Annotated in this window: 26 protein-coding genes and 1 pseudogene; 15 read left to right on the plus strand and 12 right to left on the minus strand. The window is 75.5% G+C overall.

Annotated elements, in window-relative coordinates; all coding sequences use genetic code 11:
- Positions 1-89: 89 nt before the first annotated feature.
- Both ABZ497_RS12460 and ABZ497_RS12465 read left to right on the plus strand, forming a co-directional pair.
- Positions 90-842, plus strand: a complete 753-nt coding sequence (locus tag ABZ497_RS12460; protein WP_359804551.1) for an alpha/beta fold hydrolase — start codon at positions 90-92, stop codon at positions 840-842.
- Positions 843-1,065: 223 nt separating this feature from the next.
- Entirely contained in the window at positions 1,066-2,919 is a 1,854-nt protein-coding gene (locus tag ABZ497_RS12465; protein WP_359804552.1) for a S8 family serine peptidase, read from the plus strand.
- 89 nt (positions 2,920-3,008) lie between these two features.
- Here ABZ497_RS12465 and ABZ497_RS12470 read toward each other — a convergent pair whose 3' ends face one another.
- A complete protein-coding gene (locus ABZ497_RS12470; protein ID WP_359804553.1) occupies positions 3,009-4,157 on the minus strand; it encodes a beta-propeller fold lactonase family protein in 1,149 nt (382 codons plus the stop codon).
- Positions 4,158-4,470: 313 nt separating this feature from the next.
- On the opposite strand from ABZ497_RS12470, the gene ABZ497_RS12475 reads away from it, so the two are divergent.
- From ABZ497_RS12475 to ABZ497_RS12485, 3 genes are all read left to right on the plus strand, one after another.
- Positions 4,471-5,055 carry a helix-turn-helix domain-containing protein gene (locus ABZ497_RS12475; RefSeq protein ID WP_359804554.1) on the plus strand — a complete coding sequence of 195 codons (585 nt, stop codon included), beginning with the start codon at positions 4,471-4,473 and terminating at the stop codon, positions 5,053-5,055.
- Positions 5,056-5,142: 87 nt separating this feature from the next.
- Positions 5,143-6,123, plus strand: a complete 981-nt coding sequence (locus ABZ497_RS12480; protein ID WP_359804555.1) for a zinc-binding dehydrogenase — start codon at positions 5,143-5,145, stop codon at positions 6,121-6,123.
- Between the two features lie 253 nt (positions 6,124-6,376).
- Positions 6,377-6,865: a helix-turn-helix transcriptional regulator gene (locus ABZ497_RS12485; protein WP_359804556.1), complete on the plus strand. Its 489-nt coding sequence runs from the start codon at positions 6,377-6,379 to the stop codon at positions 6,863-6,865.
- A 103-nt stretch (positions 6,866-6,968) separates the two neighbouring features.
- Here the strand turns inward: ABZ497_RS12485 and ABZ497_RS12490 are convergent, their stop codons facing one another.
- Positions 6,969-7,571 carry an ATP-dependent Clp protease proteolytic subunit gene (locus tag ABZ497_RS12490; protein ID WP_352294008.1) on the minus strand — a complete coding sequence of 201 codons (603 nt, stop codon included), beginning with the start codon at positions 7,569-7,571 and terminating at the stop codon, positions 6,969-6,971.
- A 1-nt stretch (position 7,572) separates the two neighbouring features.
- On the minus strand, positions 7,573-8,211 hold the full coding sequence (locus ABZ497_RS12495) for an ATP-dependent Clp protease proteolytic subunit (RefSeq protein ID WP_352294006.1): 639 nt from the start codon (positions 8,209-8,211) through the stop codon (positions 7,573-7,575).
- A 367-nt stretch (positions 8,212-8,578) separates the two neighbouring features.
- Between ABZ497_RS12495 and ABZ497_RS12500 the strand changes: the two genes are divergently transcribed.
- The 3 genes from ABZ497_RS12500 to ABZ497_RS12510 all read left to right on the plus strand — a co-directional run bounded on the left by ABZ497_RS12500 (position 8,579) and on the right by ABZ497_RS12510 (position 11,405).
- A complete protein-coding gene (locus ABZ497_RS12500) occupies positions 8,579-10,003 on the plus strand; it encodes a hypothetical protein (protein WP_359804557.1) in 1,425 nt (474 codons plus the stop codon).
- Positions 10,004-10,019: 16 nt separating this feature from the next.
- On the plus strand, positions 10,020-10,781 hold the full coding sequence (locus ABZ497_RS12505) for a hypothetical protein (protein ID WP_359804558.1): 762 nt from the start codon (positions 10,020-10,022) through the stop codon (positions 10,779-10,781).
- A 195-nt stretch (positions 10,782-10,976) separates the two neighbouring features.
- Positions 10,977-11,405: a DoxX family protein gene (locus tag ABZ497_RS12510; RefSeq protein ID WP_359804559.1), complete on the plus strand. Its 429-nt coding sequence runs from the start codon at positions 10,977-10,979 to the stop codon at positions 11,403-11,405.
- Between the two features lie 33 nt (positions 11,406-11,438).
- Here the strand turns inward: ABZ497_RS12510 and ABZ497_RS12515 are convergent, their stop codons facing one another.
- On the minus strand, positions 11,439-12,044 hold the full coding sequence (locus ABZ497_RS12515) for a GDSL-type esterase/lipase family protein (RefSeq protein ID WP_359804560.1): 606 nt from the start codon (positions 12,042-12,044) through the stop codon (positions 11,439-11,441).
- Positions 12,045-12,384: 340 nt separating this feature from the next.
- Here ABZ497_RS12515 and ABZ497_RS12520 point away from each other — a divergent pair, with 340 nt between their 5' ends.
- Entirely contained in the window at positions 12,385-13,221 is an 837-nt protein-coding gene (locus ABZ497_RS12520) for an S-methyl-5'-thioadenosine phosphorylase (RefSeq protein WP_359804613.1), read from the plus strand.
- On the opposite strand, the gene ABZ497_RS12525 is transcribed toward ABZ497_RS12520, so the two are convergent.
- Both ABZ497_RS12525 and ABZ497_RS12530 read right to left on the minus strand, forming a co-directional pair.
- Positions 13,187-13,618 (minus strand): hypothetical protein, encoded by a 432-nt coding sequence (locus ABZ497_RS12525; protein WP_359804561.1) that lies wholly within the window; start codon positions 13,616-13,618, stop codon positions 13,187-13,189. The two genes, ABZ497_RS12520 and ABZ497_RS12525, sit on opposite strands and share 35 nt — an antisense overlap.
- Positions 13,615-14,727, minus strand: a complete 1,113-nt coding sequence (locus tag ABZ497_RS12530) for a molybdopterin-dependent oxidoreductase (RefSeq protein WP_359804615.1) — start codon at positions 14,725-14,727, stop codon at positions 13,615-13,617. The genes ABZ497_RS12525 and ABZ497_RS12530 overlap by 4 nt, the downstream gene beginning before the upstream one ends.
- 178 nt (positions 14,728-14,905) lie before the next feature.
- On the opposite strand from ABZ497_RS12530, the gene ABZ497_RS12535 reads away from it, so the two are divergent.
- The 3 genes from ABZ497_RS12535 to ABZ497_RS12545 are packed head-to-tail and all read left to right on the plus strand — an operon-like array spanning position 14,906 to position 17,698.
- Entirely contained in the window at positions 14,906-16,294 is a 1,389-nt protein-coding gene (locus ABZ497_RS12535; RefSeq protein ID WP_359804562.1) for a hypothetical protein, read from the plus strand.
- A gap of 53 nt (positions 16,295-16,347) precedes the next feature.
- Positions 16,348-17,061, plus strand: coding sequence for a molybdopterin-dependent oxidoreductase (locus ABZ497_RS12540; protein ID WP_359804563.1), 714 nt, complete (start codon positions 16,348-16,350; stop codon positions 17,059-17,061).
- Positions 17,045-17,698 carry a cytochrome b/b6 domain-containing protein gene (locus ABZ497_RS12545; protein WP_359804564.1) on the plus strand — a complete coding sequence of 218 codons (654 nt, stop codon included), beginning with the start codon at positions 17,045-17,047 and terminating at the stop codon, positions 17,696-17,698. Before ABZ497_RS12540 ends, ABZ497_RS12545 begins: the two co-directional genes overlap by 17 nt.
- Here ABZ497_RS12545 and ABZ497_RS12550 read toward each other — a convergent pair.
- From ABZ497_RS12550 to ABZ497_RS12560, 3 genes and pseudogenes are all read right to left on the minus strand, one after another.
- Entirely contained in the window at positions 17,673-18,341 is a 669-nt protein-coding gene (locus ABZ497_RS12550) for a class I SAM-dependent methyltransferase (RefSeq protein WP_359804565.1), read from the minus strand. The two genes, ABZ497_RS12545 and ABZ497_RS12550, sit on opposite strands and share 26 nt — an antisense overlap.
- Positions 18,338-19,090 carry a DUF2064 domain-containing protein gene (locus ABZ497_RS12555; protein WP_359804617.1) on the minus strand — a complete coding sequence of 251 codons (753 nt, stop codon included), beginning with the start codon at positions 19,088-19,090 and terminating at the stop codon, positions 18,338-18,340. Before ABZ497_RS12555 ends, ABZ497_RS12550 begins: the two co-directional genes overlap by 4 nt.
- Positions 19,070-19,762 (minus strand): annotated as a pseudogene (locus ABZ497_RS12560) (glycosyltransferase family 2 protein); the annotation flags it as partial. The gene ABZ497_RS12555 and the pseudogene ABZ497_RS12560, both read right to left, overlap by 21 nt.
- A 168-nt stretch (positions 19,763-19,930) precedes the next feature.
- On the opposite strand from ABZ497_RS12560, the gene ABZ497_RS12565 reads away from it, so the two are divergent.
- Together ABZ497_RS12565 and ABZ497_RS12570 are read left to right on the plus strand one after the other, a co-directional pair.
- On the plus strand, positions 19,931-20,722 hold the full coding sequence (locus ABZ497_RS12565) for a response regulator transcription factor (RefSeq protein WP_359804566.1): 792 nt from the start codon (positions 19,931-19,933) through the stop codon (positions 20,720-20,722).
- On the plus strand, positions 20,719-21,864 hold the full coding sequence (locus tag ABZ497_RS12570; protein WP_359804568.1) for a HAMP domain-containing sensor histidine kinase: 1,146 nt from the start codon (positions 20,719-20,721) through the stop codon (positions 21,862-21,864). Before ABZ497_RS12565 ends, ABZ497_RS12570 begins: the two co-directional genes overlap by 4 nt.
- 100 nt (positions 21,865-21,964) lie before the next feature.
- Here the strand turns inward: ABZ497_RS12570 and ABZ497_RS12575 are convergent, their stop codons facing one another.
- Positions 21,965-23,020: an NAD-dependent epimerase/dehydratase family protein gene (locus ABZ497_RS12575; protein WP_359804570.1), complete on the minus strand. Its 1,056-nt coding sequence runs from the start codon at positions 23,018-23,020 to the stop codon at positions 21,965-21,967.
- Between the two features lie 273 nt (positions 23,021-23,293).
- Between ABZ497_RS12575 and ABZ497_RS12580 the strand changes: the two genes are divergently transcribed.
- Positions 23,294-23,803, plus strand: a complete 510-nt coding sequence (locus ABZ497_RS12580) for a DinB family protein (protein WP_359804571.1) — start codon at positions 23,294-23,296, stop codon at positions 23,801-23,803.
- A gap of 188 nt (positions 23,804-23,991) precedes the next feature.
- Here ABZ497_RS12580 and ABZ497_RS12585 read toward each other — a convergent pair whose 3' ends face one another.
- Positions 23,992-24,867, minus strand: a complete 876-nt coding sequence (locus tag ABZ497_RS12585) for a hypothetical protein (protein ID WP_359804573.1) — start codon at positions 24,865-24,867, stop codon at positions 23,992-23,994.
- Entirely contained in the window at positions 24,864-26,465 is a 1,602-nt protein-coding gene (locus ABZ497_RS12590; RefSeq protein WP_359804575.1) for an NACHT domain-containing protein, read from the minus strand. Before ABZ497_RS12590 ends, ABZ497_RS12585 begins: the two co-directional genes overlap by 4 nt.
- Positions 26,466-26,689: the final 224 nt, after the last annotated feature.

The following is a 26,689-nucleotide window of genomic DNA, read 5'->3' on the forward strand; positions in this document are numbered from 1 at the left end:
GCCGGGTGGCCCGTGGTGCGCGGCGGGGCGGCAGGGGACACTGGGGAGGTAGCGCAGCAGCTGACCCGTCTTCAGGGAGGTCGTCCCGCATGGCCCGCAGTACCGCCACCGAGAGCCCGTGGTTCCGCCGGTTCCACTCCCACGACACGGCGCCCGCCCGGGTCGTCTGCTTCCCGCACGCGGGCGGGTCGGCGAGCTACTTCCTCGACTACGCGACCGCCCTCGCGCCGTACGCCGACGTGCTCGCCGTCCAGTACCCCGGCCGGCAGGACCGCTTCGGCGAGCCCGGGATCGACTCCGTCACCGGTCTCGCCGACCGGGTGTACGAGGCGCTGCTGCCCTGGACCGACCTGCCGCTGACCTTCTTCGGACACAGCATGGGCGCGGCCGTCTGCTTCGAGGTGGCGCGCCGCTTCGAAGCGGACGGCGCGGCCGGCCCGGCCCACCTGTTCGTCTCCGGCAGCCGCGCGCCCTCCCGGCCCCGGGAGTCGGCGGTGTACCGGCTCCCGGACGACGAGCTGCTCGCGGAGGTGTCCGAGCTCGGCGGCACCGACGCACGGGTCCTCGCCGACCCGGAGCTGCGGGCCGTCATCCTGCCGGCGCTGCGCAGCGACTACACCGCGATCGAGACGTACCGGTGCGCGCCGGACGCCGTGGTGTCGCCGCCGGTGACCGCGCTGACCGGGGACGCGGACCCGCGGGTCTCGCTGGACGAGGCCGGCGGCTGGGCCCGCCACACCACCGGCGCCTTCGAGCTGGAGGTGTTCCCGGGCGGCCACTTCTACTTGGCCGAACAGCGGGACGCGGTGCTGGAGGTGGTGACCGCGCGGCTCCGGGGGTGAACGGCCGCGGGGGCGGGGGGAGTCGGGCTCGTGCGCGAACGAGCTCGGCGGCGGGGGCGCCGGGCGACGCGGGCGCGGGCGGCGGCCCCGGGGCGACATCAAAAGTTGACACGCTTGTGACAAGCCGTCACGCGTAAAGCCTTCCCCAAGTGCTCACTGATCTGGCATGTTGCGTTCAAACTCCGTGCGAACCCCTCACGCACGGGCCGATCGGAGGACACACGTGTCACCCCTGATATCCCGGCGGCTCGGTCGCCCGGCCGCCGCGCTCGCCGTCCTCTCGGCCCTGGCGCTCGCCGTCCCCGGCGTGACGGCCACCGCCGCCCCCCTCGCGGCCGCCGCCCCCACGGCCGCCGGGGTGCCCGCCGCCGCCGGTGTGCCGACCGCCGCCGCGGCGCCCGCCGCCGCCACCGCCCCGCAGGTCGCCGCCGGCTGGGCCGCCGGGACGCGCGCCTACCTGGTGATCAGCGCACCCGCCGACACCGCGGCCGCCAGGAGCGCCGTCACCGCCAACGGCGGCACGGTCTTCGCGAGCTACGACGCGATCGGCGTGATCGTGGCCCACTCCACCTCGGCCGGTTTCGCGACCGCGGTGCGCGGCGCCGCCGGTGTCCAGCAGGTCGGCGCGACCCGCACCTCCGACGTGCCGGCCGACGCCTACAACCCCGCGCTTCCCGCCAACCCGGCCCAGGCGGCCACCACCCTCACCGAGTCGAACCGCTGGGACATGACCCAGATCAAGGCCGACCAGGCGTGGGCCGTCAGCACCGGCTCCGCCACCGTCAAGGTCGGCGTCCTCGACACCGGGGTGGACGACCAGCACCAGGACCTCGCGCCGAACTTCGACGCCGCCGACTCGGCCTCCTGCGCCTACGGCAAGGCGGACACCCGCACCGGCGCCTGGCGGGACGTCGACACCCACGGCACCCACGTCGCGGGCACCATAGCGGCGGCCAAGAACGGCAAGGGCGTCGTCGGCGTCGCCCCGGGCGTGAAGATAGCCTCGGTCCGGATAGCCGAACCGACCAGCACCCTCTTCTACGCCGAGAACACCGTCTGCGGCTTCGTCTGGGCCGGTGACCACGGCTTCAAGGTGACCAACAACAGCTACTACACCGACCCGTGGCAGTTCAACTGCCCGGACAACGTCGACCAGGCGGCCATCATCGAGGGCGTCAAGCGCGCCCAGGAGTACGCCGAGGGCAAGGGCTCGCTCCAGGTCGCCGCGGCCGGCAACTCCGACTACGACCTGGCCAACAAGACGACCGACAGCGAGAGCCCGAACGACTCGACGCCGGTCACCCGGACCATCAGCAACGCCTGCCTGGACATCCCGACCGAGCTCCCCGGCGTGGTCACCGTCGCCGCCATGGGCAGCGGCAGCGCCAAGGCCTCCTACTCCAACTTCGGCAGGGGCGTCATCGACGTCGCGGCCCCCGGCGGCGACGGCGCCAACGGCGTCTACTCGACCCTGCCCGGCGGCAAGTACGGGACCAAGAGCGGCACCTCGATGGCCTCCCCGCACGTCACCGGCGTGGCCGCGCTGATCGCCAGTGCCGACCCGACGCTCACCCCGGCCGGCATCCGGGCCCGCCTCGCCACCCAGGCCAACGACGTGGCCTGCCCCGGCTCGGACGGCCGCTGCACCGGCACCACCGCGAACAACGCCTTCTTCGGCGAGGGCCAGGTCGACGCGCTGAAGGCGGTCGGCGGCACCACCACGCCGCCGACCGGCACGTACTTCGAGAACCTGACCGACGCGGCGATCGCCGACAACGCCACGGTGGACAGCCCGATCGCCGTCACCGGCGTGACCGGCAACGCCCCCGCCGCCCTCAAGGTCGGCGTGGACATCAAGCACACCTACCGCGGTGACCTGGTGATCTCCCTGGTCGCCCCGAACGGCACGGTCTACCTGCTGGAGGACTTCGCGAACGGCGACAGTGCCGACAACGTCGCCAAGACGTACACCGTGAACGCCTCCGCGAGCGCGGCGAACGGCACCTGGAAGCTCCGGGTCAAGGACGGCGCCTCCGGCGACACCGGCACGATCGACGCCTGGAACCTCACCTTCTGATCCCGCGTCCGGTCCCGCCCGACAGCCCTGTGCTCCGCCGCCCACCGGGCGGCGGAGCACAGGCGTTCCGGGAGCCGCCGGCGCGCCCGTCAGAAGGCGACGATGCCCTCGCCGTCGACCCCCTGGGGCACGGTCTGCGAGCCCAGCGCGGTGAGCGAGCCGTCGGGGTCGATCGCGAACTCGTCCACGACGCCGTCGACCCCCGTCTGGGCGTAGAGGTAGCGCCCGTCCGAGGACACCGCCGCGTCGACGGTGCCGGGGTGGGTGGGCGTGTTGCCCAGCGCGGTCAACTGCCGCCCGTGGTCGGCCGTCCGGAAGCCGCTGAGGGTCGAGCTGCCCGCGTTCGAGGCGTACAGCAGGTCGCGGACGGCGACGATCCAGCAGGTCGCCGACTGGCCGGTGGTCGCGAAGGCCTGCTGCGAGGCGGTGCCGTCCGGGTGGACGGCGAAGGTGGCCACGGCGTTGGTGCCCGCCTCGGCCAGCTGGAGGCCGTGCCGGCCGTGGGGGACGAAGGCGAAGGGCACGGCGCCGGGCAGGTGCGTCACCACGGGGGAGTCGGCCGGGGTGCCGGAACGGTCGAGGCCGAACACCAGCAGGTTGCTGCCGTTGGCCTTGGTGGTGACCACCAGCTGGTCGCCCTCGCCGGTGAAGCCCACCTGGCCGGGGGTGTTGGTGAACTGCGGCGCGGCGTTCGGGTCGAGCCCCAGGCAGCGGTTCCAGTCGGCCCGCTCGTGCAGGCGGCCGTCGTGGACGGTGAAGCCCTGGACCGAGCCGCCGTCCAGGGCGTTGAGCACGAACACCGCGTCGTCGTGCACGGCGACGCTCACCGGGAAGCGTCCGCCGGAGCCGACCACCTGCCGCAGCGCGAGGCGGTCGCCGTCCACGGAGAAGACCGAGACGGTGTCGCTCCCGGCGTTCACGGCGTACAGCAGGGCGTGCTCCGGGTCGTAGGTGAGGGACCCCTGCGAGGCGAGGTGGTCGGCGACCGACCCGTCCAGCACGCCGCCGAGCCCCTGGGTGTCGTAGCTGCCCGCCGGGGTGAGCCGGCCGTCGTCCGCGCGCCGGTAGGCGATGATCCGGTTGCCCGCCGGGTCGTCGGTCTGGACGAAGACGGCGTGGTGGCCGCCTCGGGTGTGCGGGTCGGCCTCGGGGGTCGAGGCGGCGACGGCCGGGGCACCGGCGACGGCCGTCGCGAGCGCGGTCGCGACGGCCAGGGCGAGACGTGTGGTTCTCTGCACGGTGTACTGCCTCCTTGCGGATCGGGAGCGACGTCTCACGGGAGGTCCCGCGTCTGCGGTCGAGCCGGAACCGGGCACCGTGGCCGCGAGCCGAGACGACGTGGACGAGGGCTGCGCCGGGCGTCCTCGCGAGGCGGACCGACGACGGTTCGCCCGCTGCTGCCCCGGGCACTGCCCTGCGCTGACAAGATAGGTGACGGTTTGTCGGGAACCACGGAATTGCCGGGTTCGGCCTCGCCGCGCCGCGGGACCACCGCGCGCGGCGGGTGGTGCGGGGCTTGTTCTTGAATGAGCGCTCAGGTATGTTTTCCCCATGCCCAGGCCACGTGAGTTCGACCCCGACGCCGTCCTCGACCAGGCGATGCGGCGGTTCTGGGAGCGCGGCTACCGGGCGACCTCCATCGAGGATCTGGTGAAGGCGACCGGGGTCAAGCCCGGCAGCATCTACAGCGCGTTCCCCGGGGGCAAGCACGCGCTCTTCGTGAAGTCCCTGGAGCGCTATTCGAAGCTGGTCGTCCCGCAGAAGCTCGGGGAGCTGGAGGCGCCGGGCGCCTCCGTGGCGCAGGTGCGCGGCTACTTCGACGGGCTGGTCCGCGACCTGCTCAGCCCCGAGGGGCGGCAGGGCTGCCTCCTGGTCAACACCGCCATCGAGAAGGCCGCGGAGGACGACGAGGCGGCGGCCGTCGTGCGCGGCCACCTGGCGCGCCTGGAGCGCTGCATGACCCACGCCCTGGAGAACGCCGTCCGCCGGGGCGAGGTCAGGAGCTCGCTCGACGCGGCCGGCAGCGCCAAGCTGCTGGTGGCGACCTGCCAGGGGCTGATGGTCGTCGGCAAGGCCAACCCCGACGCGGCGGTCCTGCGGGCCGTCGTCGACAGCGCCTTCGTCGCGCTCTCCTGACGGGCGCGGCGTTCCCGGGCCACCGTACGCGGTGGCCCTCTTTTTCGGCCCCATAGTTGAATGACTACTCAAGAATGAGGTTCGGACATGAAGGCCATCGTCATCTCCGCCCACGGCGGCCCCGAGGTGCTCGCCGTCACCGAACTGCCCGACCCGGTACCCGCCGACGGCGAGGTCCTCGTCCGGGTCAAGGCGTTCGGTCTCAACCACGCCGAGGCGTACATGCGCAGCGGGGCCTGGGGCCCGGTGGCGGCCGTCCCCGGGATCGAGTGCGCCGGCCTCGTCGAGGCCGACCCCTCGGGCGAACTCCCCGTCGGCACCCGGGTGGTGGCGATCCTCGGCGGGATGGGGCGGACCCGCAACGGCAGCTACGCCGAGCTGGTGACCGTCCCGGCCACCCATGTGGTGGCCGTGGAGTCCGGGCTCTCCTGGGCCGATCTGGCCGCCGTGCCCGAGGTGTACGCCACGGCCCACAGCGCCCTGCACGGCAACCTCGCCCTCCGGCCGGGGGAGACGCTGCTGGTCCGGGGCGCGACCTCCTCGCTCGGCCAGGCCGCCGTCAACCTCGCCGTCCGGCACGGCGCCGACGTGCTGGCCACCACGCGCAACCCGGATCACGGGCCCCTGCTCAAGGACCTCGGGGCCGTCGACGTGCTCATCGACGACGGAAACCTGGCCGCGGAGGTCGGCCGCCGGGGCCTCGTCGTCGACGCCCTGCTCGACATCGTCGGCAACAGCGTGCTGCGCGATTCGCTGGCCGCGGTCCGCCCACGGGGCCGGGTCTGCCAGGTCGGCTTCCTCGGCGGCTTCGCACCGGTGGCCGACTTCGACCCGATGGCCGACCTGCCCGGTGCGGTCGGGCTCAGCTTCTTCGGCAGCGCCTTCGTCCTGGGCACACCGGCGTTCCCGCTCGCCGACGTGCCCCTGGAGGCGATCTGCGCCGAGGTCGAGGCGGGCGTCCTGAAGGGCCGCCCGACCCGGGTCTTCAGCTTCGGTGAGATCGTCGAGGCCCATCGGGTGATGGAGGCGGGGCAGGCCCTGGGGAAGATGGTCGTCGTCGTCGACTGACGCGGCCCCGGCCCGGAGCCGGGCGGGCCGGCCGCCACCGCGGGCCGGACGCACCCCCGAGGAGCTGACCCGCCGGCGGGTCCGGCGCCGGGGCGGCCCGCCACGCCGGCGCGGCGCCTCAGCGGTCGACGGCCGATCGAACACGCCCCGGACAACGGGCGGGAGCCGCGGCCCGGTCGCGGTTCCCCGCGGCTTCACCCAGGGCAGAACGCCGTGCCCTTCCCACGGCGCCCGGGATCCCTAGGCTGAAGGTGTGAGCACTCCTACGCCGAACGAAGCCCGCGTCATCCCGCTGCGCCCGCCGGTCTCACCCGGCCCCGGTGCGGCCGCCCGCCCCCCGCAGCGGCCGGCGGGGGTCCCCCCGACCCCCGTGCCCCGGGAACCCCTGTGGCGCGACCTCGTCGGCGACGCGCTGCGGCGCGAGCGGCTGGCCCAGGAGCGGACGTTGAAGGACGTCGCGGAGGCGGCCCGGATCTCGGTGCCGTACCTGTCGGAGCTGGAGCGCGGACGGAAGGAGGCCTCCTCCGAGGTGCTCGCGGCCGCCGCCCGCTCCCTGGGCCTCGGCCTCGCCGACCTGCTCTCGCTCGCCCAGGACGAGCTGGCCCGGGGCGGGCTGGCCCGGGGCGGGCTGGCCCGGGGCGGGCGCGGCCGGGTGGCGCACGGCTCGGTGGGTCACGGCTCGGTGGGCCGGGGGCGGGTGTCGTCCCCGTCGCGCCATGACGGTCTCTGCCTCGCGGCCTGACCGCGACCGCGCGTCGCGCGGACCGGCCCGGCGGCACACGCCGCCGGGCCGGCCGCCGTGCGCTCGCCGTCCGACCGGCCCGCGCCCACGGCCCCGGGCGGGGTCAGACGAGCGCGTTCCGCCGGCTCAGCACCTCGTCGGCGAGCCCGTAGGAGACGGCCTCCTCGGCGCTGAGCACCTTGTCCCGGTCCATGTCCGCCCGCAGCGTCGCCACGTCGTGACGGGTGTGCCGGGCGAGGACCTCCTCGACCTGGGAGCGGATGCGGACCATCTCCTTGGCCGCGAGGCTGAGGTCGGAGACGGTCCCCTGCCGGCCGCCGCTGGCCGGCTGGCCGAGCAGGACCCGTGCGTGCTGGAGCACGAACCGCCGTCCGGGGTCTCCGCCGGCCAGCAGCACCGCCGCCGTCGACGCGGCCTGCCCGACGCAGAACGTGGAGATCGGCGCCTGCACGAAGGTCATCGTGTCGTAGATCGCCATCAGTGAAGTGAAGGACCCGCCCGGCGAGTTGAGGTAGAGCGAGATCTCGCGCTCCGGGTTCTCCGACTCCAGGTGCAGGAGCTGGGCGATGACGACGTTGGCGAAGCCGTCGTCGATCTCGGTGCCGAGGAAGATGATCCGCTCGTTCAGCAGCCGGCTGAAGACGTCGTAGGACCGCTCGCCCTGTGCGGTGCGCTCGATGACGTAGGGAACCGTGTACGACCCCATGTCAGAGCCCCATCCGCGGCCGCGAGGAGGCCGGGCGGACGTCGGCGAGCGACTCCAGGACCCGGTCCACCATCCCGTACTCCCGGGCCTGTTCGGCCGTGAACCAGCGGTCCCGGTCGCCGTCCCGGGTGATCGTCTCCTCGCTCTGCCCGGTGTGCTCGGCGATGATCCGCTCGATGGCCTTCTTGGTGAACTGGAGGTTCTCCGCCTGGATCTCGATGTCCGCGGCGGTGCCGCCGATGCCCGCCGAGGGCTGGTGCATCATGATCCGCGCGTTCGGCAGCGCGAACCGCTTGCCGGGCGTCCCGACGGTGAGCAGGAACTGGCCCATGCTGGCGGCGAACCCCATCGCCAGGGTGGAGACGTCGTTCGGGATGAGCCGCATGGTGTCGTAGATGGCGAGGCCCGCGGTGACCGAGCCGCCGGGGCTGTTGATGTAGAGGCAGATGTCGGTGCGCGGGTCCTCCGCCGACAGCAGCAGCAGCTGGGCGCAGACCCGGTTGGCCGACACGTCGTCGACCTCCGTGCCGAGGAGGACGATCCGCTGGGCGAGCAGTTGGGCCGCGAGGTGGTCGTCGAAGCGGGTGGGCGGCCGGGAGCCCTCGTCCGCGCGGGGCGGGGCCGTGGTGAGGGGAGTCATCGGGATCTCCTTGTCGATGCGGGATGCCGTCGACCCCACTCTTGCCCCCGGAGGATCCCCGCAGGGCGATTCTCTGCCCGCCGCAGATTCGCCGAGGGCAGAGCCGACGGGACGGCCCGCGCTCGCCGGCCGGGTACCGCGCCCTCCCGCTCGCCTCCGGTTCAGGCGGCGTGCGGGCGCGGGGCGGGCGTGCGGCGGACGGCGGCCGCGCCGGCCGAGGGCGGAGCGGTCCCGGGCGCCCCGCAGCGCCGGGCGGGTGAATCGGGCGGCGTGTCGGACGGGGGCCGCGTGTTCCGGACCGGTTCCGAGGATGGTCGGACCCAAGGATGAACGGGTTGGCGGATCGTCGGATACCGAGGGGGCACGGATGGGTGGCCACGGCGGTCGGCTCCTGCTCCTCCTCCTGCTGGCACTGCCGAGCCTGGCGGCGACACCTGCCGGGGACGGGGACTGCGCCGGGCTGGCGCTCGCCGTCCGGGTGAACACCGTGACCGTCACCGGACCGCCCGGCCCCGCCGTCCGGGGCGGCACGGCCGTGGTGAAGGAGTACCGGCTCACCAACGCCGGGGAGACCGGCCTGCGGGCGATCCGGGTGACCGACGCCGGACGGCCGGTGCCCTGCCCCGAAGCCGGACCGCTGGCGGTCGGCGCCACCGTCGTCTGCACGCTCCGGCTCACCGCCGAGGCCGGTGTCCACGACCCCACCGCCACCGCGCGCGGCCGGTCCGGACACTCCGACAGGGAGGTGGCGGCCACCGCCCCGTCCGGCTACACCGGCGTGGTCAGCGCGCTCGGCCTGGCGGTCGACGCCGCCCCCGGTGCGCCCGGATCCGGCACCGCCGACCTCCGCTACACGGTGGCCGACCTGGGTGACCGGCCGTTGTACGACCTGCGGCTGCGTGACGTGCTGGTGCCGGACGGGATCGACTGCGGCGACGGCCCGGCGGCGCCGGTGGCACTCGGGCCCGGCCGGACGGTGCGGTGCGCGGCGGTGCTCCGGCGGCCGCCCGGCACGTACCGCAGCGCGGCCGAGGTGACGGGCTCGGACGGCATCACCACGGTCGGCGCGTGCGGTGAGCCGGTGCCGCCGCCGCTGCTGGTCGCGCGCGCCGGGACGGACGTCACGCTGGCCGCCGGACCGTCGGAGTACCCGCCGGAGAACCCGTCTCAGAACCCGCCGGAGAACCCGCCGGGCACCGCCCCCGGGCCCGTGGTCCCGCCCGGGACCACACCGGGCGGGACCACGGTGCCGGGGGCGCCGGCCGTACCGCCGCCCGGCACGACCCCACCGGGCGAGCCGGCCCCGGCGGATGCCCCCGCCGTGCCGCCGCCCGGGCCCGGAGCCGCGGTGCCGGCCCCGGCCGCCCCGGCGGCTCCCGCTCCCGCTCCCGCCCCTGCTCCTGCTCCCGCCCCGGCCCCCGCCCCCGCGCGGGCTCCCGCGCCACCCCCCGAGCCGCCCGCCGTGCCTGCGGTGCCCGCCCTGCCCGCCCTGCCCGCCGATGTCCCGGTGCCTGCGGCGCTCGCGGCGACCCCCGCGCCCTCCGCTCCGACCGTCCCCGCCCCCTCCCCGGAGCCGTCCCCGTCGCCCGCGGCCACCGGCAACCCCTCGGTGGAGGTCGCCACCCCCACCGCCACCGCCACCCCGGTCGGCCCGCACCACGCCGCCGGGTCCGGTCGCACCCCGGGCCCGGGTGGGCGCTCGCCGGACGCCCTGCCGGTCGCCTCCGTCCTGCTGGTCGTCCTGCTGCCCGCCGCCGCCGCGGTCGCGGCGCTCTCCCGCTTCCGCCGCTGAAACCCCGGGAACCACCGTGTCGAACCTGTTGCAGACACTCGCCGTCGTCCTGGGCGTCGCCCTGGTGGCCGCCGCCATCGTCCTGTTGAAGGGGCGCTTCTTCCCCGTCCCCGAGGACGCCGAGCCGCGCGAGGACGTCGCCGAGTACATCGCGATGATGGTCGGCGTCCTGTACGCGCTGGTGCTCGGCCTCTCGATGGTCTCGGTCTGGGAGATCCACAGCGGCGCCCTCAACCACTCCCAGGACGAGGCCGGTGCGCTCCACCAGACCTACCTGCTCGCCGACCTCCTGCCGCCGGACCGCCGCGACGCGCTGCGCACCACGGCCACCGCCTACGCCGTCCAGGTCGTGCACGCCGAGTGGCCGCGGATGGCGGCGCGCGAGCCGCTCGGCCCGGACGGCTGGGGGCTGCTGAACCAGCTGCGGACGGTCAGTCAGGCCTCCTCGCAGGACGACACGCCCACGCAGCAGAACGCCTCGCAGGAGATGCTCGCCGTCCTCACCACCCTCGACGACGCCCGCCGGGGCCGGGAGGCGTCGGCGATGAGCAGCCTCTCCACGGTGCTCTGGGTCGGGCTGGTCATCGGCGGCACACTCACGGTGGCGTTCATGTTCCTGTTCGGCATCAAGCGCAGCGCCACCCACGTGGTGATGGTGATGGGTCTGACCGGGCTGATCGCGTTCACCATCCTGCTGATCCAGCAGCTGGACGCGCCCTTCGACGGCTTCCTCGCCGTCACTCCGCAGGCCTTCACGCGGTACTTCCCGTTCGTCTGACCCGCACTCCGGCGACGCCGCCACGGCCCGGGCGCGCGCCGCACGGAGCCGGTCGTCCTCGTCGCCGGGGTCGTCAGGGGGCATGAGCGGGCTGCCGGGGCGGCGGACGAAACAGTTCTTCCGGGACCGATGAGTTCGGGCGGTGGCGGCGGTCAAAGCTGGGAAAGCATCGCCCGCTACCCGGGGAGACCGGACATGTCCGACATCACCACCCTCACCGCCCCTGACGTGACGACCACCGCGAGGTCCAGCAGGGCCATGGCCGGTGTGGTCCTGGCTTTGCGGGTGCTGCTCGCCCTCTTCTTCGCCCTGGCCAGCGCGCTCCCGAAGCTGCTCGCACTGCCCGCCGCGACGGAGGTCTTCGACGCGATCGGTGCGGGCCACTGGTTCATGTACCTGACCGGGCTGGTGGAACTGGCCGGCGCGGTCGGCCTGCTGGTCCGCCGCCTGGCCGGGCCGGCCGCCATGGCGCTGATCGTCTTCCTGGCGTTCGCGTTCGTCACCCAGCTCACCGCGATGCACGGCGAGAACGCCGGGACGCCGTTCGTCTTCATGGTGCCGCTGGCCGTCATCGCCTGGAACCGGCGCGCCGGGACGGTCGGGCTGCTCGCCCACCGGCCGTGACCGGCCGCCCGGTGGCCCGGTGGCCCGGGGCCGTCACAGCTCGGTGAGTTCGCCCAGGCCCAGGGTGCGGAGCGTGAGGTCGGCCATGTGCCGGTGGCCGACGGCGTTGGGGTGCGCCGGGTCGTCGAGCCAGGCGATCGGGTCGCTGTCGGGGAAGTGGGCGAGCCAGTAGGCCTCGTGGTCGACCAGCAGGGCCCCGGTGTCCGCGGCGATCTCGCGCACCGCCTGGCAGTAGGCGGGCAGTTCGGCGCGGGCGGCGCGTCCGGCCCGGCTGACCACGAGGGGCGTGTGCAGCACGATCTGGGCACCGTCGGTCCTGGCGATGATCGCGCGCATCGACGCGTGGAACTCGGCGAGTCCGTCGAGCCCGGCGCGGGCGTCGTTGGTGCCCAGCGAGATGGACAGCACGTCGGGGGCGAACCGGCCGATGAGGTGGTCGTACGCGCCGAGGACGTCGGTGGCGCGCCAGGCGGACACCCCGGTGTTGACCACGATGTCGGTCAGCCGGTCGAGCTGCCAGCCGACGCGTTCGTGCACGTGCTCCACCCACCCGCGGGCGCCGTGCGTGTGCAGGACGGCCTGGGTGATGCTGTCGCCGGCCATCACCCAGGTCATCGGTCCGGTGGACAGTTCGACCATGTGATCATCCCCCTGTATTCGATGTACGGGCGGCGGCCCTCGGCCGGTGCCCCGAGAAGTTGATCATATGGGCTGGCGTTCCCGAGGGGTCCGGAGCCAGGGCAGCAGGGAGCAGGGCAGGAGGGCGCAGGGCAGCAGGGCAGGAGGGCGCAAGAGCAACCGCCCGTCGCGGGCCCGAGGAGGCGCGTCCTTACCGGGCGGCGACGCCACTCACGCGGTCCGCCCGGCAGCCGTTCGCGGATCGTAAGGCCGTCCGCGCGGGATCTCCCGGCGCCGGCTCCTACAGTGGCGGCACAGTCAGGTGAGAGAGGTGGATTCAGTGACGGACGATCAGATCATCATGCCCCGCGCGGATGTGGGGGTGATCGGCGGCTCCGGGCTCTACGAGCTGCTGGACGACATGGTCGAGGTGCGGACCCGTACCCCGTACGGCGAGCCGAGCGACGCGCTGTTCGTCGGCGAGGTGGCCGGCCGCCGGGTCGCCTTCCTGCCCCGGCACGGCCGCGGCCACCGCCTCCCGCCGCACCGGATCAACTACCGGGCCAACCTCTGGGCGCTGCGCTCGCTCGGCGTCCGCCAGGTGCTCGGGCCCTGCGCGGTGGGCGGGCTGCGGCCCGAGTACGGACCGGGGACGCTGCTGGTGCCGGACCAGTTCGTGGACCGGACCAGCGGCCGGGCGCAGACCTACTACGACGGACTGCCGCTGCCGGACGGCTCGGTGCCCGAGGTGGTGCACGTGTCGATGGCGGACCCGTACTGCCCCGAGGGGCGCCGGGCCACGCTCTCGGCGGCGGCCGGCGCCGCCTGGGAGCCCGTGGACGGCGGCACCCTGGTGGTGATCGAGGGCCCCCGCTTCTCGACCCGCGCCGAGTCCCGGTGGTTCACCGCCAACGGCTGGTCGGTGGTCGGGATGACCGGCCACCCGGAGGCCGTCCTGGCGCGCGAACTCGGCCTCTGCTACACCTCGGTGGCCCTGGTCACCGACCTCGACGCGGGGGTGGAGAGCGGCGAGGGGGTCACCCACGCGGAGGTGCTCGCCGTCTTCGCGCGCAACGTCGAGCGGCTGCGCACGGTGCTGTTCAAGACGATCGGCCTGCTGCCCACCGAGCGCGCCTGCCCGTGCGGTCACGCACTGGACGGCCTCACGACCGGTCTTCCCGGCGTACCGGGCGACTGACCGGCCGGGGCCGGCGCCACCGCCGGACGAGCCCGATCAGCAGGGCGAGTACGGCGGTGGCGGCCAGGACGGCGAGCCAGTTGCGCAGGTAGGGCAGCGGCAGCAGCGAGGAGTTGCCGTGGTCGTCGTCGGCGCGCAGCACGGCCGGGAGTCCGACGGCGGTCACGGCGGCGGCCACGACCAGCCAGCCGCGCAGCACCGGTCCGCGGGCCAGGTGGGCGCCGACCAGGCAGAGCAGCGGGAGCCAGACCCCGTCGTGCAGGACCAGCGCCCCGATCCCCCAGACCAGGACCTGCGCCGGGTCGGTGAGGTAGACGTCGGTCAGCAGGCCGTAGAGGCCGTAGCCGATCAGTGCGAGACCGGCGGCGAGGGCGGTGCCGCGGAGCCAGCCGGTCATCGGGACACCTCCAGCCGGGCGACCCACTTGGTCTGCAGCACGCCGGGGCGGTTCGGCGCGATGACGCGCGCGGGGAAGCCGTGGTCGGCGTCCAGCGTCTCGCCGTCGACCCGGAGGGCGAGCAGGGTGAGCGGGTCGTCGACGTACTGCGCGGGCATCTCCATCACCCGGTAGGGGCCCTCCTCCTCCAGCGAGGTGACCCGCACGGCGGAGCCGGCCGGCGCACCGGCCCGGGCCATCAGTTCGGCCACCCGGACGCCGCCCCAGCGGGCGCTCGCGCTCCAGCCCTCCACACAGGCGATCGGCAGGACCGCCTCGTGCTGGGGGAGCCGGGCCAGTTCGTCGAGACCGATCTCGTACGGCCGGGGGCCGTCCACCCGCAGCCGCCAGCCGGCGGGCACCTCCACCGTCCCGGCCTGCGCGGCGGTGCGGTTCACCGGGAGCCCCTGCGGGCCCAGGTCGGGCCGGCGCGGCGCCAGCAGGTTCAGCGGGCGCAGCCAGGGCACGCTCTGCCCGGCCGTGGTGAGCGTCACCGCGCCGACCGCCGCGGCGACCGAGGTCAGGAAGGCGCGCCGCCCGGGGACGGTGAGCCGGGGCCGGCGCCAGTTCCGGGCGATCAGCGGCGCCTTGGCCGCGAGGTGGACCAGCAGGCCGCCGGTGGCCAGCCAGCCGACCCAGAAGTGGGTCTGCCGGAACGGGAACGGCCACGGGTACCACTGGAGGGTGTTCAGCAGGCCGGTGAACAGTTCCAGCAGCAGGGCGGCCACCAGGACGGCGATGCCCAGCCGCTCCAGCGCGTGCGCCACGCTCCGGGCCGGCGGCCACTCGAACAGCCGCGGGTAGACCGTCCAGAGCTTGGCCCCGAGCAGCGGGACGGCGGCGATCCCGCTGACGACGTGCAGCCCCTGGGTGACGCGGTAGCCGTTCACCGGGCGCGCGGGCAGCAGGCCCGCGAGCCGGCCCGTCGGGTCCTGGAGCAGGTGGCTGAGGAGACCGGTCAGGAAGCAGACCACCAGCGCGGCGCCCAGCCACCGGCCGAGGACGACGGCGGTGCGCGGCTCGTGCAGGGCCGAGCGGAAGACGCCGTCCCGGAACGGGCCGCGGCGCAGGGACGCGGGCGGCGGCGGGAGGGCGAGGCGGGGGCGGCGCCGGGCGCCGGGGTGCTTGGAATCCACGCCCTCATCGAAGCGCCACCGGGCCCCGCGCGGCGGGTACGACGTGCTTACGGAAGTCGAACGGGGGCCGCCGCGGCCGTTCGCGCCGCCGCCGCGGTGGCAGGGTGAGCGGGTGGCCACTCGGACCCTTCTGCCCTGCACGCTCGCCCTCGCCGCCCTGGTGGCGGCCCTGGCGACGACCGTGACCGGCGGCGGCACGCTCGCCGACCGCGGCCCGCTCCACGGCTGGTACGCCCTCGACGCGGGCCTGTTCGTGCTGGCGCTGCTGCTCCTGCGGCGGGTGCCGGCCCGCCGGGTGGCGCCGCTGGTGCTGGCCGGGAGCGTGGCGGTCGCCGCCGTCGGACTGCTCGCACCGCCGCGGACCAGCGACGACGCCTACCGGTACGTCTGGGACGGCCGGGTGCAGGCGGCCGGCATCTCCCCCTACGCGCACGCCCCGGACGACCCGGCGCTGGCCCGGCTGCGCGACCCGGGTCTGTTCCCGGTGACGGACGGCTGCAGGGGGTGGGACGAGCGGCGGACGGCGGCGGGCGACTGCACCCGGATCAACCGGCCCGCCGTGCGCACCATCTACCCGCCGGTCGCGCAGGCCTGGTTCCTCGCCGTGCACCCCTTCGGGGGCGGGGTGCGCGGGGTGCAGGTGGGCGGCGCGCTGCTGGCGGTCGCGACCACGGGCGCGCTGCTGGTGGTCGGGCGGGGCGGCCGGCGGGCGGCGCTCTGGGGGTGGTGCCCCGGCATCACCGTGTGGGCGGTCAACGACGCGCACGTCGACACCCTCGGCGCGCTGCTGATGACCGTCGGGCTGGGCTGCGTGGCCGGCCGCCGGCCCGGCACCGGGGGCGTGCTGCTCGGCGCCGCGGTCGCCACCAAGCTGCTGCCGGCCCTCGCCCTGCCCGGGGCGCTGTCGGGGGCACTGTCGGGGGCGCTCGCCCGCCGTCCGACCCGCGGGGACGTCGCCGTCCTCGGCGCGGCGATCGGGGCGTTCGGGCTGGCGTACCTGCCCCATGTCGCCGTCTCGGGCCCGGCGGTGCTCGGGTACCTGCCGGGCTACCTGCGGGAGGAGGGCTACGAGCAGGGGCACCTGGACCGGTTCGGGCTGCTGCGGCTGGCGGTGCCCGACCGCTGGGCGCCGTGGGCGGCGGCCCTGGTGCTGGCGGCGGTGGTGTGGCGGGTGCTGCGGCACGGCGACCCCCGCCGCCCGTGGCGGGGCGCGCTGCCGGTGACCGGCACGGCCCTGCTGCTCGTCGCGCCGGCCTACCCCTGGTACGGCCTGCTGGTGGTGGCCCTGGTCGCGCTCGACGGCGGTTGGGAGTGGCTGGCCGTCCCGGCCGCCGGGCAGGTGCTCTACCTGGTCGGCGGCGGGCCGGCGCAGCAGGCCGCGTACGGGGCCGCGCTGGCCTGCGTGCTCGGGGTGCCGGCGGTGCGCGGGCTCCTGCGCGCCCGGCGGGGCGGGGCCGGGGACCGGGCCTCGGCGGGCGCGCGGGAGATGACGAAAGCCTGACGGCTCGGGGTCGGGGCTGGTCGCGGGTACGGGCCGGCTGTTCCAATCGAGCCGTGGACAGTAGAGCGAAGCGATCCCGGGGCACCCCGGTGGGCCGGCGGGCGGTGCTCGGCCTGGTCGGCCTCGGCGCCGCCGGCGTGGCGGCCGGACCCTTTCTCCAACGCGCCCAGGACGCCCTGGCCGGCCAGGACCCGACCGGGCTCACCGGCCTGCTGCCGGGCGGCGGCGGCTTCCGGTACTACTCCGTGGTGGCGTCGGTGCCCTCCCGGGGCCCCGACACCTACAGCCTCACGGTGGACGGCCTGGTGGAGCGCCCCGGCAGCTACCGGCTGGCCGACCTCCAGGCGATGCCGCAGCGCCGGATCGTGCGCGACGTGCAGTGCGTGACCGGCTGGCGGGTGCCGAACACCCCGTTCGAGGGCGTGCCGCTGGCACACCTGCTGGACGCCGCCGGCGTCTCGGCGGCCGCCCGGGCGGTCCGGTTCAGCTGCTTCGACGGCGAGTACACCGAGAGCCTCACCCTGGAGCAGGCCCGGCGGGACGACGTGGTGGTCGCGCTCAAGCTCCAGGACGCCCCGATCTCCCACTCCCACGGCGGACCGGTGCGCCTGTACGTGGCGCCGATGTACTTCTACAAGTCGGCCAAGTGGCTGTCGGGCATCACCGTGACCGACACCGTGGAGCCCGGGTACTGGGAGCGCAACGGCTACGACGTCGACGCCTGGGTCGGCCGCTCGAACGGACGTGACGATGCCCCGACCGCCTGACCTCCTGCTCCGCTTCGCCCGCGCCGAACGCTGGGTGCACCGCACCACCGCGGCCCTGATGCTGGTCTGCCTGGCCACCGCCGCCTGCCTCTACCTGGCGCCGCTGGCCGAACTGGTCGGCCGCCGGCGCCTGGTGGTCACCGTGCACGTCTGGTGCGGGCTGGCCCTGCCGGTGCCGCTGCTGCTCGGGCTCGCCTTCCGGGCGGTGCGGGCGGACGTGTCGAGGCTGAGCCGCTTCCACCCGGTGGACTGGGTCTGGCTCCGGGCGACCCGGGCCCGAGCCTCGTACCGCCCGGCGGGGAAGTTCAACGCCGGGCAGAAGCTCTACGCCCAGTGGACGCTGGGCGCGATGCTGGTGATCCTCGGGACGGGCCTGCTGATGTGGCTCACCCACCTGGCGCCGACGGCCTGGCGGACCGGCGCGACCTTCGTCCATGACTGGCTCGCGGCGGCCATCGCCGCGGTGACCGCCGGGCACGTCTGGATGGCCGTCCGGGACCCCGAGGCCCGGCGCGGCATGCGGACCGGGCTGGTCGACCGGCGCTGGGCCGAGCGCGAGCACCCGCTGTGGTCGGAGGAGCGCCCGGCGGCGGACGCCGAAGCGGTGCCCGTCAGCGGGGACGGTCCGCCCTCCTGAAGGCGAGGAACCGGCGGCCGAGGGCGGACCAGCGCTCGGTCTCGGCCAGCCCGGCCCGCTCGGCCCGGCGGGCGGTGGCCGCCGCGCCGCAGCGGGCCCAGGCGAACGGCGGACCGAGCCGCCCGTCGTAGCCCTCCACCCGGACGGTGATCCGTTCGTCGATCTCCCGCGGATCCACCTCGACCAGCAGCACGCCTCCCGGCGCGAGGAGTTCGGCGCCGCGGCGCAGCAGCAGCCCCGGGTCGCCGCCGATGCCGAGGTTGCCGTCGGCGAGGAGCGCCCCGCCCCAGCGGCCCTCGGCGGGCAGCCGGTCGAACACCGAGCGGCACAGGGCCGGGCCGCCGAGGCGCCGGGTGCGGTCCACCGCCGCTCCGGTGATGTCGACGCCGAGCGCCGGTACGCCCAGCTCCAGCAGGGCCGCGACCAGCCGGCCGGGTCCGCAGCCGAGGTCCACCACCGGCGCGGTCAGCCGGCGGCAGCGCTCCAGCAGCCCGTGGTCCGCCCCGGCGGCGGGTGCGCACCAGCGCTCGACGTCGAGCGGGATCCGGTGGCCGTCCTCGCCGCGCAGCCAGAGCGGGCCCCGCCCGGCGCGGACGGCCTCGGCGAACGGGTCGTCCACCCACGCTCCGGCGGCGACGGTCATCGCGTCACCTCCGAGGTGGTCCCGTGCGCGTCGTCGGCCTGCTCCGGGCCACCGGTCCCGAGCGCGTCGGCCGCCTCGATCGCGTCGGCGAGCCTCATCGCGCGCAGGCGGGCCGCGAAGCCGCTGTGCGGAGCCTCGGCGGCGACCAGCCGCGCGTCGGCGACGGTGTCCACGTCGGTGAGCACCGGGAGGTGGTGGACGGCGAGCCGCTCGGCCGTCAGCCGGCCGAGCAGGGCGCGCCCGGTCTCCGGCGTGGACATCGGCAGCTCCAGCAGCAGCCGCCGGGCCAGCTCCCCGGTCGGCCGGGCCAGCCCGAGCGCCCAGAACCCGCCGTCGGCGGCCGGCCCGTACCAGGCGTCGGCGCCCCCGCGCCGGGCCGGCGACAGCGGCTCGGCGAGCAGCGCCGCGTCCACCTGCGGGGTGTCCATGCCGACCAGCAGCGCCGGCGCCTCCGGGGCGGCCTCGGCGGCGTGCGTGAAGGCGGCCACCAGCCGTTCGTCCAGCCCGCCGCCCCGCTGCGGCACGACCTGCCAGCCGGGCGGGAGCCAGCGCCCGGCCTCGCCGTCCAGCACGAGCAGCCGCCGCCCGGCCGGCACCCGGCCGAGGGTGGCCAGGGTGTCGGCGAGCGCGGCCTCGGCCAGCGCCGCGGCCTGCTCGGGTGTGCAGGGCGGGGTGAGCCGGGTCTTCACCCGCCCCGGGACGGGCGACTTGGCGATCACCAGCAGGGTGGCCGGCGGCGCGGCCAGCACGGCCCGCATGTCGCGGACGGCCTGCCGGGTGCCGCGCACGGTACCGGTGACCTTGGAGCGACCGGTGCGCGGCAGGTAGTCGACGGGCGTCTCGGCGATCCGCATCCCCGCCGCCGAGGCGGCGAGCACCATCTCCAGCGGGTAGCCGGAGCGGCGGTCGCCCAGCCCCAGGGCCAGCAGCCGCTCACGGCGGGCGGCCCGCATCGGCCCGAGGTCGTGCAGCGGCGCCCCCGTCCGCGCCCGCAGCCGGCGGGCCAGCACGGCGTTGGCCAGCCGGGCGTGCGGCGGCCAGGCCCCGGCGGCCGCCGGCATGCGCCGGCCCAGCACGAGGTCCGCCGAACCGGCCAGGACCGGCGCGGCCACCCGCGGCAGCTGGGCGGGGTCCAGCGAACCGTCACAGTCCAGGAAGCAGACCAGTTCGGCGGTGGCGGCGAGCAGTCCGGCGTGGCAGGCGGCGCCGAAGCCGCGCCGCGGCTCCTCGACGACGGTCGCGCCCAGCGAGCGCGCCAGGTCGGCGGAGCCGTCGCGGGAGCCGTTGTCGACGACGATCGCCCGCCAGCCCGAGGGGATCCGCCCCAGCACCCAGGGCAGCGCCGCGGCCTCGTCGAGACAGGGCAGGATCACATCGGCGGACGGCGGTCCGGCGGACGGTACGGGGGGAGTCGGAGAGATCACGTCGGCCACGCTAAGGGCGGCCGGCCCGGCGGCGGCCGAACCGCGCCCTTACGAAAGTCCGACGGCGGCCACCGCCCCGGCCGGCCGCGCCCGCGATCTTACGAAACCCGAACGTGCGCCGGCGCGACCCGTCCGGCCCCGCCCGCGGCTCGTATCCTCGGCGAGGTGAACGAGAGCCCCGCCTCCGGCGGACCACCCGACCCCGCCCGCATCCTGGTGATCGACGACGACCTCACCGTGGCCGAGGTCGTCGCCGGCTACCTCACCCGGGCCGGCCACCGGGTCGACCGGGCGAGCGACGGGAACCAGGGCCTCGACCTGGCGCGCCGGCACCGCCCCGACCTGCTGGTCCTGGACCTCATGCTGCCCGGGATCGACGGCCTCGAACTGCTGCGCAGGCTGCGCGCCACCGAGGCCGGTGCCGACCTGCCGGTGGTCATGCTCACCGCCAGGGGCGACGAGGCGGACCGCATCCTCGGTCTGGAACTGGGCGCGGACGACTACGTCACCAAGCCGTTCAGCCCGCGTGAACTCGTGCTGCGGGTCCAGTCCGTGCTGCGCCGCTCCCGGGCCGCCGCGCCGGCCCTCACGGCCCCCGGGCCGCTGGTGTCCGGGGACATCACGCTCGACCCGCAGGCCCGCCGCGCGCACCGCAGGGGGTGTGAACTCCTCCTCACACTCCGGGAGTTCGACCTGCTCGCGTTCCTCCTCCGGCACCCCCGGACGGTCTTCGCCCGGCAGGAGCTGATGCGGCGGGTCTGGGGCTGGGACTTCGGCGACCTGTCCACCGTCACCGTCCACGTCCGCCGGCTGCGCGAGAAGATCGAGGACGACCCCGCCGCACCGACCCTGATCACCACCGTCTGGGGAGTCGGCTACCGCTACGACCCGGTGGCGGCGGACGCGCCAGGGGCGACGGCGGAACACGGCACGGAGCGCAAGGACGGCTCGGAGTGAAGGACCTGCTGCTGATCGCCCTGTTCGCGGGGCTCGGCGCCGCCGGTGCCGGTCTGCTCGGCTGGGTGGCGGTGCGACTGCTGCGCCGCCGCTCGATGGCGCTCTCGCTCTTCTGCGTCGCCGTCGTCACCGTCCTCGCGGTCACCTCCGGGACGTTCGCCGTCGCCCAGGCGATGTTCCTCTCCGGACACGACCTCGGGGTGGTGATCACCGTCCTGGGGATGGCCTCCGTGGTCTCACTGCTCACGGCCGCGCTGCTCGGCCGCCAGGTGGTGGCCGGCAGCCGGGCGCTCACCGAAGCCGCCCGCACCGTCGGGAGCGACGGCGGCTTCACCGCGCCGGCGCACCCGCTCGGGCTCGAACTGGCCCAGCTCAGCGAGGAACTCGCCGCCACCAGCGCCCGGCTCGCCGAGTCGCGCGCCCGGGCGCAGGCGCTGGACGCCTCGCGGCGCGAGCTGATCGCCTGGATCTCCCACGACCTGCGCACCCCGCTGGCCGGGCTGCGCGCCATGGCCGAGGCGCTGGAGGACGGCGTGGCCGAAAGGCCGGAGCAGTACCTCAAGCGGATCCGCTCCGAGGTCGAGCGGCTCACCGGGATGGTCGACGACCTCTTCGAACTCTCCCGGATCCAGGCCGGCGCGCTGTCCCTGTCGCTCGCCCGGGTGTCGGTCTACGACCTGGTCGACGACGCGCTGGCCGGCGCCCACCCGCTGGCCCGGCAGCGCGGTGTCCGTCTGGAGGGCCGGCAGGTCGCCGCCGAGCCGGTCGAGGTGGACAGCGGTGAGATCACCCGGGTGCTCGGCAACCTGCTGGTCAACGCGATCCGCTCGACGCCCGAGGACGGTGTGGTCGCGGTCTCCGCCCGCCGCGAGGTGGACGAGGTGGTGCTCTCGGTCACCGACGGCTGCGGCGGCATCCCGGAGCAGGACCTCTCGCGGGTCTTCGAGACCGGCTGGCGCGGCAGCGCCGCCCGCACGCCGCGGCGCGATCGCGGGGAGGGCGGCGAGGGCGGGGACAGCGGCGCCGGGCTGGGGCTGGCCATCGTCCGCGGCATCGTCGAGGCGCATGCCGGCCGGGCCCGGGCGCACAACGTCACCGGGGGCTGCTGCTTCGAGATCGCGCTCCCGGCGGCGCGCGGCTGACCGCCCGGGCCGGGCCGTTCTCGGCGCCGTTCTCGGGGGCCCCGAACGGCCCGGTCGGGCCGTTCGGGGCAGGCCCGGGGCAGGTCCGGGGCAGGCCCGGTCAGACCCGCAGGGGCGCCGCCGCGAACTCGGCCATGCCCGCCCGGAACGGCACCCGGGCCCGCCAGCCCAGCTCGGCCCGGAGCCGGGAGGAGTCGGCGGTGATGTGCCGGACGTCCCCGAGCCGGTACTGGCCGGTCACCACCGGCGCCGGGCCGCCGTGGGCGTCGGCCAGCGCCCGGGCCGTCTCGCCGACCGTGCGCACCTCGCCGCTGCCGACGTTGTACGCCCGGGTACTGCCCGGCGGGCGGTCGCCGACGGACCCCAGGGCCGCCAGATTGGCCGCCGCGACATCGTCGACATGGACGAAGTCCCGGCGCTGGCCGCCGTCCTCGAAGACCCGGGGAGCCTCGCCCCGGGCGAGCGCGGAACGGAACAGCGAGGCCACCCCGGCGTACGGGGTGTTCCGCGGCATGCCCGGGCCGTAGACGTTGTGGTAGCGCAGCGCCAGCACCGACCCGCCGCTCGCGCGGGCCCAGGCGGCGGCCAGCTGCTCCTGGGCGAGCTTGGTGACGGCGTACACGTTGCGCGGGTCGCCCGGCGCGTCCTCGGTGACCAGGCCCGGCCGCAGCGCGGCGCCGCACACCGGGCACGGCGGTTCGAACCGGCCGGCGTCGAGATCCTCCGGCCGCCGCGGGCCGGGTGCCACCTCGCCGTGCGCCGGACACGTGTACCGGCCCTCGCCGTAGACCACCATCGACCCGGCCAGGACCAGGCTCCGCAGGCCGGCCCGGGCCATCGCGGAGAGCAGGACGGCGGTGCCGAGGTCGTTGCAGCCGACGTACTCGGGCGCGTCGTCGAGGTCGAGGCCGAGACCGACCATCGCCGCCTGGTGGCAGACCGCGTCCACCCCGGCCAGCGCCCGTTCCACCGTCGCCGGGTCGCGGACGTCACCGTGGCGGAACTCCACGCCGGCCGGCAGTTCGGGCGCGGCCCCCGACGGATGGACGGCGGGCAGCAACGCGTCCAGCACGCGGACCTCGTGACCCGCCGTGACCAGGGCTCGCGCGACGGCCGAACCGATGAACCCGGCGCCGCCGGTGACCAGAATCCTCATGCCCGGCGACGCTACCGGCCGGTGACGGCCGGGGGAGCGACGCAGGGCCTCGCGTCATGCTTCGGTAAGCACCGGCCCGGGCCGTGCACCCGCCACCCGTGCTCCGCCGTGTGCGTCGCGTGGGGCGACGGCCGGCGGGCCGGCGCCGCCCCGGGTCCGAGGCCGTGCGCGCCCGGCCCCGGGCCTGTCGGTCCGGGCCGGGCGGACTCCGCTGGTCCACAATGCTGGCAGTCACCGATGCCGACGGGCGGTGCGCCCGGACGGGGGAGCCCCATGAAGAGCGCCGAACTACTCGCCGATGCCTTCGGCCGGATCCACGAGGCCGTCCACGACGTGGTGGACGGCCTCACCGCCGAGGAGTTGGCCGAGCGCGTCGACCCGAAGGCCAACTCGATCGTCTGGCTGGTCTGGCACCTGACCCGCATCCAGGACGACCACATCGCCGATGCCGCCGGGACCGAACAGATCTGGACCGCCGACGGCTGGTTCGACCGCTTCGCCCTCGGCTTCCCCGCCGCCGCCACCGGCTACGGTCACCGCGCCCGCGATGTCGCGGCCGTCCGCGTGGACTCCCCGGAGCTGCTCACCGGCTACCACGACGCGGTGCACGAGCGGACGCTGTCCTTCGTCCGCGGTCTGACCGGCCCCGCGCTGGACCGGGTCGTGGACGAGGCCTGGAGCCCGCCCGTGACCCTGGGCGTGCGCCTGGTCAGCGTCATCTCCGACGACCTCCAGCACATCGGCCAGGCGGCCTTCGTCCGCGGCGTGCTCCGGCGGGGCTGACCCCGGGCGGCCGCCGTCAGGCCTCGTCGAAGCGGTCGCCGCCCCAGCCGGTGAGGGCGGGCGGCGCAGCGGGACTACCACCGCACCCCGTTCCATCCGCCGGTGCCGCCGATGTCGCCCGACCGGGTCAGCCCGGCGGCGCACGGTGGGTGCGCTCCGGCCGGAGCGCACCCCATTCGCCGGGGCGCTCACGGGGTGGATCCCCAGCGTCCACCGGCGAAGTGCGACAGGGCGACCTCCAGCGCCAGCGGGACCGAGCCGGTCGGTCCCAGGTCCCAGACCCGAATCCAACCGTCCCGGTCGGTACGGTACTTCGGTCCGACGAGGCCGGGCCTCGGCAGCACCGCCAGGTGGTACTGGGCCGGCAGGAGGGCTCCCATGCCCGTGGGCGCCGGGGCCTTGCGGACCTGGACCCCGGTCACGTCCTCCCAGCTCAACCGCAGCCGGCGGCCCCGGTTGAGCTCGACCGCGTCCGCGTCGACGCGCAGTTCCGTTCCCACGGCGCGCAGTCCCAGCGCGGCCAGCAGGAGCAGTGCCACCAGGACCGCCAGCACGAGCCGGTCCCGTACCAGGAGGTCCCAGGTCTGGTGCCAGTCGTTGCGGAAGCCGGTGGCCGAGGACAGCGGTGCGACGACCACGAGGTAGGCGACGACCGGCATCACCAGGTCGAAGCCCAGCAGCCGCAGGGCGCGCAGGCTGGTGGCGCTGCTCCGCAGGCGTACCGCACCGGGCCGGTCGGCGGTTCCGGCGGCCCGGTCGGGACTCGCTCCGGCGAGCCGTCGCCGCAGTCCGGCGTGGCGGAACTGGTAGACCCCGCCGACCTGTCGCAGCACGCCCAGCCGGTGCGCGTCCTCCAGGAACCCGATCGTGTCCGTCGGCAGCCGCCGTCGGCACGCCAGGACGAGCCGGGTGGCCGTCCAGCGTCCCCACCGGCTCAGGGCGGCCAGCGCCAGGGCGGAGCAGGACCAGGCGACGGCGAGTGCCGCGACGGCCGGCAGCGGACGTCCGTCGAACCAGCGGAAGAACCCCACGCAGAGTCCCGCGACGACGGGAGCGAGGATCACCGCTCGGGCGGAGCGATCCGCCGTTCGTCGTCGAGCAGCAGCCGGGGCCGCAGGGCCGTGTCGGAGTCGGCCGGTCGGGTGAGGAGCACGTCGGCGAGCACGGGGAGGAAGAAGGCCGCCAGGATCGCCGGTGCCCCGGACGGGGTGACCGACCCGGCGACGGCCAGGACCACGGTCACGGCGGGAAGGGCCGGGAGGAACCGGCTACCGGTCCGGACCGGGCGGCGGGGGCGCTCGCCCTGGCCCGGGAAGAGGTGCTTGGCGGTGACCGCTCCGACGACCGTCGCCACCGTGGACAGTCCCGCCGAAGCGGCGAGCGCCTCGGCGGCGGTCGTGAACGGCGCTCTGGTCGAGGACTCGCCGAGGGAGAGCAGGGCGGCGGCCGCGTAGGCCGCGCCCGTTCCCACCAGCGCCACCGCGACCAGGACGACGGCGCCCCAGACGACGGGGCGGGTCGGCGCGGCCAGGATCTGCCACCAGGCGATGTCCTGCGTCCGTCCGCGGTCCAGCAGGCTGGCCAGGAAGCGGAGGTAGCCGAGGGCGCGCTTCTCCCCCCAGGGCCGCACCCCGCCCGGGATGTGACGGGGCGCCGGCCCTCGGGAGAAGACGGCCGGTACGAGTCCGTCGAGGAGGTGGTCCTCGATGTGTGCCCGGGTCGGCAGGCGTCCGGAGTCGAGCAACTCCTCCGGACCGGCCGCACCGCGTGCGTAGACCGTCGACGCGAGCCAGAGCATGAGGGGGGAGGAGAGGGCCCGGGCGAGGGGGCCGCCGGGATTCCCGAGCAGTTCCGCGAAGACCGGCTGCCACCGTGCGAGCCGTTCCGGATCGCATTCCCGGGCGAGGTAGTCCCGTCCGTCCTGCGGGGTGACCGGGCAGGCCCGGAGCACGGGCATGGCCCGGAGGAAGGACTCCTCGGCCGCGGCCGCCTTGAAGGCCTCTGGTCGGGAGAGCAGCACCAGAGGCGATCCGGTGCTCGCCCGGGAGCGCTTCAGCGCGGTCACCACCACGTCGGCCCGGGCCGGCGGCACGAGTTCGTCGAGGCCGTCCAGCAGGGGAACGATCTTCCGGGACTGGACCAGCGCCTCGACGATGCCTGCCGCGGAGCCGGGGACGAGGTCGCCGTAGTCCTCTGTGACGCGCTGGACGATCCAGTCGTCGAGGCTGTGCTTCTCCGGCTCCCAGCCCGACAGCGAGAGGACGACGGGAACGGCGTCCCCGGGCCCGCGCCGCTCCAGCATCCCCAGGACCAGGAGAACCGCCAAGGAGGACTTCCCCGCTCCACCCGGTCCGGTGACGACCAGTCGGGCCGGCCCCGGCAGCCGGGCGATCAGCTCGTCGAGGCCGAGGCGGTCAGGTCGGACCTCGGTGTGGTCGGCGGTCGGCGCCCACCGGGCCTCCCACCGCACCGCCAGGCGGCCGGGGCCCGTCAGACCGCGGACGTTGGCCTCGTCCTGCCACTGGGCGCCGACCCGCAGGGCTAGCCGGTCGGCCGCGTCGCTCACGGGGTCGCGGGGGTGGATCACGGAGATCTCGATGTTCTTCCCCTGCGCCACCAGCTGCGCCGAGCCCTCGTAGCGGTTGTGCACCGAGTCGGTCATGCCTCCATGGTGTCAGGGCCCGCTCGGCCACGGGTGATTCCGAAGGACTGTATATACCGTCTATCGACATATCGCGTCCGGCGACTTATGGTTCTCGTGGTGATCGTCAGCCGCGCGGTCCGCGTGACCGCGCGTCCTCCGACCTGCCGTCAACTCCGCGACGGTGAAGAGTCCGTGGGCGGCTGACGAGCCGTCATCGGCCGTGGCACGCGTAGGTGCCACGG

Source organism: Kitasatospora sp. NPDC005751 (assembly GCF_040630835.1).
In the GTDB taxonomy this organism is placed as follows: Bacteria; Actinomycetota; Actinomycetes; order Streptomycetales; family Streptomycetaceae; genus Kitasatospora.

Excerpts from the sequence above, each read along its gene's own strand:
- ABZ497_RS12480 (WP_359804555.1), top strand. The coding sequence starts at position 5,143 with ATGAAGGCCATCGTCATCTCCGCCCACGGCGGCCCCGAGGTGCTCGCC.
- ABZ497_RS12460 (WP_359804551.1), top strand. The coding sequence starts at position 90 with ATGGCCCGCAGTACCGCCACCGAGAGCCCGTGGTTCCGCCGGTTCCAC.
- ABZ497_RS12490 (WP_352294008.1), bottom strand. The coding sequence starts at position 7,571 with ATGGGGTCGTACACGGTTCCCTACGTCATCGAGCGCACCGCACAGGGC.
- ABZ497_RS12580 (WP_359804571.1), top strand. The coding sequence starts at position 23,294 with ATGAAGAGCGCCGAACTACTCGCCGATGCCTTCGGCCGGATCCACGAG.
- ABZ497_RS12500 (WP_359804557.1), top strand. The coding sequence starts at position 8,579 with ATGGGTGGCCACGGCGGTCGGCTCCTGCTCCTCCTCCTGCTGGCACTG.
- ABZ497_RS12475 (WP_359804554.1), top strand. The coding sequence starts at position 4,471 with ATGCCCAGGCCACGTGAGTTCGACCCCGACGCCGTCCTCGACCAGGCG.
- ABZ497_RS12525 (WP_359804561.1), bottom strand. The coding sequence starts at position 13,618 with ATGACCGGCTGGCTCCGCGGCACCGCCCTCGCCGCCGGTCTCGCACTG.
- ABZ497_RS12515 (WP_359804560.1), bottom strand. The coding sequence starts at position 12,044 with ATGGTCGAACTGTCCACCGGACCGATGACCTGGGTGATGGCCGGCGAC.
- ABZ497_RS12495 (WP_352294006.1), bottom strand. The coding sequence starts at position 8,211 with ATGACTCCCCTCACCACGGCCCCGCCCCGCGCGGACGAGGGCTCCCGG.
- ABZ497_RS12590 (WP_359804575.1), bottom strand. The coding sequence starts at position 26,465 with ATGACCGACTCGGTGCACAACCGCTACGAGGGCTCGGCGCAGCTGGTG.
- ABZ497_RS12545 (WP_359804564.1), top strand. The coding sequence starts at position 17,045 with ATGCCCCGACCGCCTGACCTCCTGCTCCGCTTCGCCCGCGCCGAACGC.
- ABZ497_RS12550 (WP_359804565.1), bottom strand. The coding sequence starts at position 18,341 with ATGACCGTCGCCGCCGGAGCGTGGGTGGACGACCCGTTCGCCGAGGCC.
- ABZ497_RS12510 (WP_359804559.1), top strand. The coding sequence starts at position 10,977 with ATGTCCGACATCACCACCCTCACCGCCCCTGACGTGACGACCACCGCG.
- ABZ497_RS12520 (WP_359804613.1), top strand. The coding sequence starts at position 12,385 with ATGCCCCGCGCGGATGTGGGGGTGATCGGCGGCTCCGGGCTCTACGAG.
- ABZ497_RS12575 (WP_359804570.1), bottom strand. The coding sequence starts at position 23,020 with ATGAGGATTCTGGTCACCGGCGGCGCCGGGTTCATCGGTTCGGCCGTC.